This window comes from Thermorhabdus hydrogeniformans, assembly GCF_049310025.1.
In the GTDB taxonomy this organism is placed as follows: domain Bacteria; phylum Bacillota; class Thermosediminibacteria; order Thermosediminibacterales; family Tepidanaerobacteraceae; genus JBJYKD01.
The window spans coordinates 1-492 of sequence record NZ_JBJYKD010000084.1 but is presented as its reverse complement, the minus strand read 5'-3'; the positions used below and the strand labels follow the sequence as shown (position 1 = coordinate 492).

General features: G+C 35.0%; 1 protein-coding gene. It reads left to right on the top strand.

Going from position 1 to position 492, the window contains the following annotated elements:
* The coding region (locus ACKX14_RS15580) for a DDE-type integrase/transposase/recombinase (protein WP_422449280.1) at positions 1-492 on the top strand (492 nt) is incomplete at both ends.

Here is a 492-nt window from a genome sequence, read left to right as displayed (position 1 = left end):
GTATAAAAAACTTACATTTCTCTTAAGGTCAAAGTTTGGAATTATTATCAACAAGAAAAAGGGTTACAGGCTATGCAAAGAAATGGAACTACTTTTGCCGATTATTAGACATTATACTTCTTCCAATACTGACATAGTTTTCAAAAAAGTATCTGTCGAGGCCCCGAATACCCATTGGCAGATGGATATTACGTATGTGACTATTTTCCCCAGAATAATCTTTATCCTGGATATAATAGATACATATACGTTAGAGATAGTGGGCTATAAGGCTGGTTTTTCGATAACAAAGAACGATGTAGTAAAAACCGTGACAAAAGCCATTGCATCAAGGCATATAACAGATAGTTTAACAATCAGAACCGATAATGGGCCGCAGTTTAAGTCAAAAGAATTTCAGGAATTTTGCACTAAACAGGGTATATTTCATGAGCGAATACCAGTAAGGTCGCCTGAAAGAAACCCAAATATTGAAAGATTTCATAGAACCTT